The 8,314-nt window shown below is 73.7% G+C and carries 7 protein-coding genes and 1 pseudogene; 3 read left to right on the forward strand and 5 right to left on the reverse strand.

The genetic code is table 11. The features are described from left to right. Positions 1-421 (forward strand): annotated as a pseudogene (locus tag STRAU_RS36555) (nucleopolyhedrovirus P10 family protein); the annotation flags it as partial. A 99-nt stretch (positions 422-520) separates the two neighbouring features. Here STRAU_RS36555 and STRAU_RS36560 read toward each other — a convergent pair. From STRAU_RS36560 to STRAU_RS36575, 4 genes are all read right to left on the reverse strand, one after another. Then, positions 521-1,348 carry an enoyl-CoA hydratase/isomerase family protein gene (locus STRAU_RS36560; protein ID WP_016645425.1) on the reverse strand — a complete coding sequence of 276 codons (828 nt, stop codon included), beginning with the start codon at positions 1,346-1,348 and terminating at the stop codon, positions 521-523. 221 nt (positions 1,349-1,569) lie between these two features. Further along, positions 1,570-1,791 carry a helix-turn-helix domain-containing protein gene (locus tag STRAU_RS36565; protein WP_016645426.1) on the reverse strand — a complete coding sequence of 74 codons (222 nt, stop codon included), beginning with the start codon at positions 1,789-1,791 and terminating at the stop codon, positions 1,570-1,572. 401 nt (positions 1,792-2,192) lie between these two features. Next, positions 2,193-3,791 carry a ribosomal protection-like ABC-F family protein gene (gene abc-f / locus STRAU_RS36570; protein WP_016645427.1) on the reverse strand — a complete coding sequence of 533 codons (1,599 nt, stop codon included), beginning with the start codon at positions 3,789-3,791 and terminating at the stop codon, positions 2,193-2,195. Positions 3,792-4,033: 242 nt separating this feature from the next. Beyond that, entirely contained in the window at positions 4,034-4,885 is an 852-nt protein-coding gene (locus tag STRAU_RS36575; RefSeq protein WP_158692206.1) for a hypothetical protein, read from the reverse strand. Between the two features lie 463 nt (positions 4,886-5,348). On the opposite strand from STRAU_RS36575, the gene ypfJ reads away from it, so the two are divergent. Both ypfJ and STRAU_RS36585 read left to right on the forward strand, forming a co-directional pair. Next, positions 5,349-6,239, forward strand: coding sequence for a KPN_02809 family neutral zinc metallopeptidase (gene ypfJ, locus STRAU_RS36580; RefSeq protein WP_016645429.1), 891 nt, complete (start codon positions 5,349-5,351; stop codon positions 6,237-6,239). A gap of 84 nt (positions 6,240-6,323) precedes the next feature. After that, entirely contained in the window at positions 6,324-6,737 is a 414-nt protein-coding gene (locus tag STRAU_RS36585) for a VOC family protein (RefSeq protein WP_016645430.1), read from the forward strand. A 49-nt stretch (positions 6,738-6,786) separates the two neighbouring features. Here STRAU_RS36585 and STRAU_RS36590 read toward each other — a convergent pair whose 3' ends face one another. Continuing rightward, positions 6,787-8,283, reverse strand: coding sequence for a hypothetical protein (locus tag STRAU_RS36590; RefSeq protein ID WP_016645431.1), 1,497 nt, complete (start codon positions 8,281-8,283; stop codon positions 6,787-6,789). Between the last annotated feature and the right edge of the window lie 31 nt (positions 8,284-8,314).

The raw sequence follows: 8,314 nt of genomic DNA on the forward strand, positions 1-8,314 counted from the left end.
CGGCCTGGTGGTGGCGGAGGTGGACCTGCGGGTGACGGGGCTGCTCGACGGGGAGGGGGCCGGGGGCGGTGCCGCGCCGGACGCCGTTCCCGACACCGACCCGGCCCCCGGCGGCGTACCCCTCCCAGGCCAGGAGGACGAGCCGTGGGCCGCCGGGTCCGACGAGGGCCGCGTGGCGCGGGCGGTCCTCGCGGTGCCGGGCGTGACCCGGATGGCGGGCACCCTCGGCGGCCTGGGCCGGGCCGTCCACATCGAGGAGCACACGGCGCCGCGGGCGCTGCCGCGCCGCCACATCCGCGTGGAGCTGGCGGCGGACGCCGACCGGCGCACGCTGGACGTGACCCAGGCGGTCCGCACGGCGGTCACCGAGGCGCTGCCGGACCGGCCGTCGGTGGCGGTGCTGGTCACGGCGGTGGACTAGCGAAGCCGCCGCACGTCGTCAACTGGCGTGCGAGTGGGGGTACTTGACGGGGCGCCAGACACTCCGGCGCCCCAACCCCCGTACCCACGACGGAACGCGTCAGTCTCCGATCCCCGCGAGATCCCGCAGCCTGCGCGCCTGCGCGGCCCGTTCGGCGCGGCGCTGCTCCTCGTACGAGCGCCCCGCGGCGCCCTGCAGGAGAGCCTTGGTCTCGATGACCGCGTCGCGCGGCGCGGCGAGCAGGGCGGCGGCCAAGTCCTGGGCGGCGGCGTCGAGTTGGTCGCCGGGCACGACGAGGTTGGCGAGGCCGATGCGCTCGGCCTCGGCCGCCTGGACGAAGCGGCCGGTGGCGCAGATCTCCAGGGCGCGGGCGTATCCGACGAGGGAGACGAGCGGGTGCGTGCCGGTGAGGTCGGGGACCAGGCCCAGGCTGGTCTCGCGCATGGCGAACTGCGCGTCGTCGGCGGCGACCCGCAGGTCGCAGGCGAGGGCGAGCTGGAAGCCCGCGCCGATCGCATGGCCCTGGACGGCGGCGATGGACACGATGTCGCCGCGCCGCCACCAGGTGAACGCGTCCTGGTACTCGGCGATGGCCGCGTCGAGGGCGTCGTCCGCTCCGCGCGCCAGGTCGAGGAACGACGGCTCGCCGTCGAAGCCCTCGGGCGTGAACGCCTGCCGGTCCAGGCCCGCGGAGAAGGACTTGCCCTCGCCGCGCAGCAGCACCACGCGGACGCTGCCGGGCAGCGCCCGGCCGGCCTCCGTCAACGCCCGCCACAGCGCGGGAGACTGGGCGTTGCGCTTGGCCGCGTTGGTCAGCGTCACCGTGGCAACGGCGTCGTCGACCGTGAGACGTACGCCGTCCTGGTCGAGAACCGGTGCCGTTGCGCTCGGACCGCTCTCGGGCGAACCGCTGTCGGGCGAAGCCATCAGTGCCTCCGGTGGTGGGTGCAGTCGTCGTGAACGGCCGCGTCGACGCAGGTCAGCTTCGTGCGGACGCATTTCCGCGTCCGCACGGCGCATGTCGACGCACCGCCTTGCGGGCACTGGCTCACGCCCACAAGTGACTGCACAGTAACCACCCGGTCGATCAGCCGATCGACCGGGTGGCCACACGGGCCCACCGGAGCCGGACGGCCGCGAGACGTCGGCTAGCTGGAAGCGGCCTTCTTGCCTCGCGTCGCCCCGCCGCGTCCCCGCAGCGTGACTCCGGACTCACTGAGCATCCGGTGGACGAACCCGTAGCTACGGCCGGTCTCTTCGGCCAACGCCCGGATGCTCGCACCGCCGTCGTACTTCTTCTTCAGGTCTGCCGCGAGCTTGTCGCGCGCGGCGCCGGTCACCCGGCTGCCCTTCTTCAGAGTCTCGGCCACCCGTGCCTCCTCATGGGAAGTGCGCTCTGGACTTCTCATGATCACCCCTCTCGGGCCTCCTGGCCACCCATTCGGCAAGGTCCGTGCGACTTGATTGGCCGCGCGTCAAGCGGCGAACACGAGCGGAATGAACGATTCCGCACGTGGCGGCGCGTACCGCCGAATGGGTTCTGCGAGGAAGCGGCAGGTCAGCGACGTGCCGGGGAAAGGCGGGCCCACGGGTCCCGTGAGACGGAGAAATCCGTGTATCGCACATGTCGGTACGAGGACGACTCACACAGATGAAGGATCACGGATCGGCCGAATGATCCATACGCAGTGGATCAGTCAATCGATCAAGCGCTCTGGGCGTCGCCCGCGGTCGGCCGCCGCCGCCCCGGAGGCTCCGGGGCGCCGGTCCGTCAGGCGAGGGCGACCAGGTCCGCGTAGTCCGCGCCCCACAGGTCCTCGACGCCGTCCGGCAGCAGAATGATCCGCTCCGGCTGGAGCGCCTCGACGGCGCCCTCGTCGTGGGTGACGAGGACGACGGCGCCCTTGTAGGTGCGCAGCGCGCCCAGGATCTCCTCGCGGCTGGCGGGGTCGAGGTTGTTGGTGGGCTCGTCGAGGAGCAGCACGTTCGCGGACGAGACGACCAGGGTCGCGAGCGCGAGGCGGGTCTTCTCGCCGCCGGACAGCACGCCCGCGGGCTTGTCGACGTCGTCTCCGGAGAAGAGGAACGAGCCGAGCGTCTTGCGCACCTCGACCAGGTCGAGGTCGGGTGCGGCGGAGCGCATGTTCTCCAGGACCGTGCGGTCCGGGTCGAGGGTCTCGTGCTCCTGGGCGTAGTACCCGAGCTTGAGGCCGTGGCCCTCTATGACCTGGCCGGTGTCGGGCTTCTCGGCGCCGCCGAGGAGCCGCAGCAGCGTGGTCTTGCCCGCGCCGTTGAGGCCGAGGATGACGACCCTTGACCCCTTGTCGATGGCGAGGTCCACGTCAGTGAAGATCTCCAGCGAGCCGTACGACTTCGACAGGCCCTCCGCCATCAGGGGCGTCTTGCCGCACGGCGAGGGCTCCGGGAAGCGCAGCTTGGCGACCTTGTCGCTCTGGCGCACCTCTTCGAGGCCCGCGAGGAGCTTGTCGGCGCGGCGCGCCATGTTCTGCGCGGCGACCGTCTTGGTGGCCTTCGCGCGCATCTTGTCGGCCTGCGAGTGCAGGGCCGCGGCCTTCTTCTCGGCGTTCTGCCGCTCGCGCTTGCGGCGCTTCTCGTCGGACTCGCGCTGCTGCTGGTAGAGCTTCCAGCCCATGTTGTAGACGTCGATCGCGGAGCGGTTGGCGTCCAGGTAGAAGACCTTGTTGACGACCGTCTCGACGAGGTCGACGTCGTGGGAGATCACGATGAAGCCGCCGCGGTACGTCTTCAGATAGTCCCGCAGCCAGACGATCGAGTCGGCGTCCAGGTGGTTCGTCGGCTCGTCGAGCAGCAGCGTGTCCGCGTCGGAGAACAGGATCCGGGCCAGCTCGATGCGGCGGCGCTGACCGCCGGAGAGCGTGTGCAGGGGCTGGCCGAGCACGCGGTCCGGGAGGTTCAGGGCGGCGGCGATGGTGGCGGCCTCGGCCTCGGCGGCGTACCCGCCCTTGGTGAGGAACTCCGTCTCCTGGCGCTCGTACTGCTTCAGGGCCTTCTCGCGGGTGGCGCCCGAGCCATTGGCGATGCGCTGTTCGTTCTCGCGCATCTTGCGGATCAGTACGTCGAGTCCGCGCGCGGAGAGGATGCGGTCGCGGGCGAGCACGTCGAGGTCGCCGGTGCGCGGGTCCTGCGGGAGATAACCGACGTCTCCGGAGCGGCTGATCGTGCCCCCCGCCGGGGTGCCCTGGCCCGCCAGGCACTTGGTGAGCGTCGTCTTGCCCGCGCCGTTGCGGCCGACGAGGCCGATGCGGTCGCCCTTGGCGATGCGGAACGAGGCGTTCTCGATGAGGATGCGGGCGCCGGCACGCAGCTCGATACCGGAGGCGGTGATCACGGTCAGACTCCTGGACAGGGGAAAAGGACGGCGGGAGGGAGGCAAGGACGATGCACGATGCGATGTCGCGCGGAGCGCGCCGCTCAGCCGTCTAATGCAGGAGGAGAATGGCCATGCGGCAATTCTAACGGGGCGCCGCAACCGATTTTCCGCGCGGGCGGCGGGGGCGGGGGTGCGGGCGGTGTCCGCCCGCGGTGGGAGGGCCCTCCCCTTGGGCTGAGCTCCGAGGCGCCCTCCCGGGGCTACGGTGCCGTCTTCGCGTGGGCCGCGGGCCGGGCGGGCGGCTCGGGGGCGCCCGGCAGGTCGTTGCCGAGGGGGGTGCGGCGCGGGGTGACGCGGCCGAGGTCGTCCACGGCGACGAGCTGCGCCGTCCAGGCCGTCGCACGGTCCCGGCAGGGCTGGGCGACCAGGAGGGTGTGGCCCCGCCGTGCGGTGCGGGCCGGGTCGAAGGCGCAGTCCTCGCGCGCGGGCAGCGTCCAGCGCAGGTCGCCGTCGGCCGTGCGGTAGGCGGCGATGCGGTGCGGGGTGATGACGGCGAGCATGCGGGCCCCGCCGTCCAGCGGCCGCAGCGCCCCGGCGCCGCCGTGCGCCTGCGGCGTGCCGAGCCCGGGGACGGCGCGGTGCCAGCGGACTCCCCCGCGCGCGGTGTCGGTGACCAGGCCGTCGTCCCAGAGCGTGACGGCGTGCCCCGGAGCCGAAAGCAGCACCAGCGGCCGACGCCCCTCCCGCGCGTACGTCCACTGCTTCCGGCCACTCACCGTGCCGTACGCCTCGACCGTCCCCCGACCCGTCGTCCGCACCGACGCCGACGCGGCGTCGTCCACGCGCGCGTGGAGGGCGAAGCGGTCTCCGTAGGGCTCCGGTCGAGCGTGATGGGCGGCGGCGAGCAGCGGCAGGGCGAGGATGCCGAGGGCGAGGGGGAGCACGAGGCGGAACCCTCGGCGGCGGGCCGGGGCGCTGGGCGGCGGGGTCCTGTCAGGCTCCGGCGGCGTGGCCCCGACACACGCGGACGGTGTGGTCCGGGCAGGCTCCGGCGGCGCGATCCGGGGCGGCTCGGGCGGTGTGGTTCCGGCACGCGTGGTCGCGGTGGTCATGGGCGCCCCCTTCGCTCCCTCCGGCAGCGGTAGCGGTACCCCTGGCCACGGATCAGGCGCAGAGCGTAGCCGCGGCAGCGGGTGGCGGGGTCCGGGGTGGGTGTGACACGGCGCGCGGGGGCGGGCGTGTCCCCCGTTCGGACCTCCGTCCGGGGCCGGGCGCCGCGCGGCATATCAGGATGAAGTGGCCGGACGCCCGGCGCGGGACGGCACAGCGTCGTCCCGCAGGCGAGGCGGCGGTCCCGTCCGGGGCGGCGGTCTCACCCCGAGGCCGTGGTCTCACCCCTGGGACCGGGGTCTCCTTTGGGGCCGTGGTCTCACCCCGAGGCAGCGGTCTCATCCGGAGACCGTGGCCCCGCCCGGAGACCGGGGCCTCACTCCCGAGGCAGCGGTCTCACCCCGAGACCGTGGTCTCACCCCCGACGCAGCGGGGCTCGTACGCGAGGCAGAGGGTGGTGCGCCCATGCAGTTCGACGACGACGCGGATCTTGACACCTCGGAGGTGCAGGATGTGCGCGGCAGCCGTGTCCCCGGCGGCAGGGCGACCATCGGCGGCGGCATCGCGGGCCTGATCGCGCTGCTCCTCGGGCTGTTCTTCGGCGTCGGTCCTGACCAGCTCGGCCTGACCGACGACGGCGGCGACGAACCCGCGCCCTCGTCCTCCTCGCTCGCCCAGGTCCAGCAGAGCTGCCGTACCGGCAAGGACGCGAACGCCCGGGAGGACTGCCGCACCGTGGCGGTCGTCAACAGCGTCCAGGACTACTGGCGCCAGGAGTTCCCGCGCCGCCGGGGCAGTTACGCGCCGGCGCCGACCGTGTTCTTCACCGGCCGGGTCGGCACGGCGTGCGGGGCCGCGTCGTCGGCGGTCGGGCCCTTCTACTGTCCCGGCGACCGCAAGGTCTACCTGGACCTGGGGTTCTTCGACGAGCTCCGGACGAAGTTCGGCTCCAGCGGCGGCCCGTTCGCGCAGGCGTACGTCGTGGCACACGAGTACGGGCACCACGTGCAGAACCTGATGGGCACCCTCGGCCGCTCCCAGGACGGGCGCACGGGCCAGAACAGCAACGCCGTCCGCGTCGAGCTGCAGGCCGACTGCTACGCGGGCGTGTGGGCGCACAACGCGACGCGGACCCCCGACGAGTCGGGCAGGCCGCTGATCACCCGGCTCACGGACGCCGACATCCGCGACGGCCTGGACGCGGCGGCCGCGGTGGGCGACGACCGGATCCAGCAGCGCTACCAGGGCCGCGTGACCCCCGAGTCCTGGACGCACGGTTCGGCGAAGCAGCGCCAGGACTGGTTCTACCAGGGCTTTCGCACCGGTGACATGGCCCAGTGCAACACCTTCCGCTGAGCCTCGGACCCCGCTGTCGGACCCGGGTGCAAGACTGTGGAACAGGTCATGTTCACAGGCATCCCGACGAAGGAGTGATCGGAAATGGCAGGCACTGTCAAGGGACGTCCCAGCATCTTCCCGACGCTGCTGTACGCGGACGCCAAGGCCGCGATCAAGCAGCTCACGGAAGCCTTCGGCTTCACGGAGATGAGTGTGTACGAGAGCGAGGACGGCAAGATCCTGCACGCCGAACTCGCGTACGGCAACGGCGCGGTGATGCTCGGCTCGAAGGGCCGCGGCGGCCTCTTCGCCGAGATCATGGAGAAGGCCGGCCCGATCGGGACGTACATCGTCGTGGACGACGTGGACGCCCACCACCAGCGCGCCGTGGAGCACGGCGCGGACATCCTGATGCCCCCGACGGACCAGGACTACGGCTCGCGCGACTACATGGCGCGGGACGCCGAGGGCAACATCTGGAGCTTCGGTACGTATTCGCCCGAGATAGTCGGCTGACCCGCCAGGACCCGCGCCGCCCCGCTCCGGAGGCGGCCGGGCGCGGCGGTCACACGCCCCCGGTGTGCACCTGGAACGCGGCGCGCCGCACGGCCTTGGCGAGGGCCGGGTCCGGGTGCGCCGCGGCGAGCGCGACGAGCACCTGCACGGTCCGCGGATGCCCCACGGTGCGCACCTCGTCGATGAGCGCGGGCACGGTGGGCTGCGGCGCCGACTCCAGGTGCCGGACGAGGAGCTCGGCCTCGCCGTGGTCGGCCACGGCCGCCGCGGTGTCGACCCACAGCCAGGTGGACTCCTCCCGCGTCAGGACGAGGTGGACGTCCTCCGGGTCGGTGCCCTCGTGCTCGGCGAGCCACAGCAGGGCGTAGGGCCGCAGCGAGGTCTCGTCGACGACGGCGCGCACATCGGGTTCGGCCGGGGCGCCGACGACCCGCAGGGCCTCGAAGGCGAGGCCGCGCAGCAGGGCGTCCTCGCCGCGGGCGGCGTCGAGGAGCTCGGTGACGGCGCTGCCTGCGTCGCGGGCGGCGAGCCAGGCGCGGTATTCGGCGCGGGCCGCGTTGGGCCGCAGGCGGGCGCAGCCGCGCAGCATGTCCTCGGCGGACTGCTCGATGTGCCCGGCGGGGCTCTGCGCGGCGACGCAGATCTGCTCCAGCTTGACCCACACCGCCCAGCTGCCCAGCGGGGTGAGCGTGGCCTGCCCGTCGGCGCAGGTGAGGGCGCCGACGGCGGACAGGGCGCGCAGGGCCCAGTCGAGCAGGGCGGGCAGCGGCGGGTCGGCGCAGTCGTGGGGGGCGGTGAGGTCGGCGGGCGGTGCGGCTGCACCGGCGGGCGTGACCGCGTCGGCGAGCGGCACGGTCCGGGCGTCGGCCTCCGCGTCCGCCTCCGCCTGCGGTCCGTAGGGGATTTCGCAGCGTTCCGTGCGCAGTTCCCGGACGCGCTGGTCCAGCAGGTCGAGGAGCTGCGGCACGGGCACGGGGCCCGCCGACAGCTGGAGGAAGGAGAGAAGCTGGGGGACGGCCTCGACGGCTTCCGCGACGGTGGCGGGCGGCAGCCCGGCGGGGGCCGGGTGGACGAGCGACCAGGCGTCGAACAGGGCGACCCAGCCGCGCAGCACGGCGGCGTCGTCCCGGTCCCAGGCGCGCAGCCGCCAGCCGGGCCGGGTGGCGGAGCCGTGCACCTCGACGAGTCCGGCCAGGCGTGCGGCGTCCCAGTCCGAGCGGACCTGGTGGACCGTCACGTCCAGTTCAGTGGCGGCGCGTTCGGCGACGGCGTCGGAGAGGGCGCCGCCGGTCCGTTGGCCCGCCCCCGCATCGGCGTCGGCGGGCGTGCCCGCAGCCGTCCGGGGCTGCTTTCCGCCCTTCGTGCCGCCTGCCGGGCCCCCTGTCACTCCGCCTGTCGCGCCACCTGTCGTGCCGCCCGCCCGGGGGCCGCTGCCGTTGGCGCCGGCGCCCTTGCCGGAGCCGCGCAGTGGGCCGGTGCCGGGGCGCAGCGCGTGGTCGGCCCAGCGGGCGACGCGTACGGCGTCCGCCAGGCCCGCGCGTGCCATGCGGGCCAGCTCGGCGGGTGCGGGCGTGCCC

Source organism: Streptomyces aurantiacus JA 4570 (assembly GCF_000414115.1).
Taxonomy (GTDB): Bacteria; Actinomycetota; Actinomycetes; order Streptomycetales; family Streptomycetaceae; genus Streptomyces; species Streptomyces aurantiacus_A.

Coding starts and splice junctions, on each gene's coding strand:
- STRAU_RS36560 (WP_016645425.1), bottom strand. CDS start 1,348: ATGGCTTCGCCCGACAGCGGTTCGCCCGAGAGCGGTCCGAGCGCAACG.
- STRAU_RS36575 (WP_158692206.1), bottom strand. CDS start 4,885: ATGACCACCGCGACCACGCGTGCCGGAACCACACCGCCCGAGCCGCCC.
- ypfJ (WP_016645429.1), top strand. CDS start 5,349: ATGCAGTTCGACGACGACGCGGATCTTGACACCTCGGAGGTGCAGGAT.
- STRAU_RS36585 (WP_016645430.1), top strand. CDS start 6,324: ATGGCAGGCACTGTCAAGGGACGTCCCAGCATCTTCCCGACGCTGCTG.
- STRAU_RS36590 (WP_016645431.1), bottom strand. CDS start 8,283: ATGGCACGCGCGGGCCTGGCGGACGCCGTACGCGTCGCCCGCTGGGCC.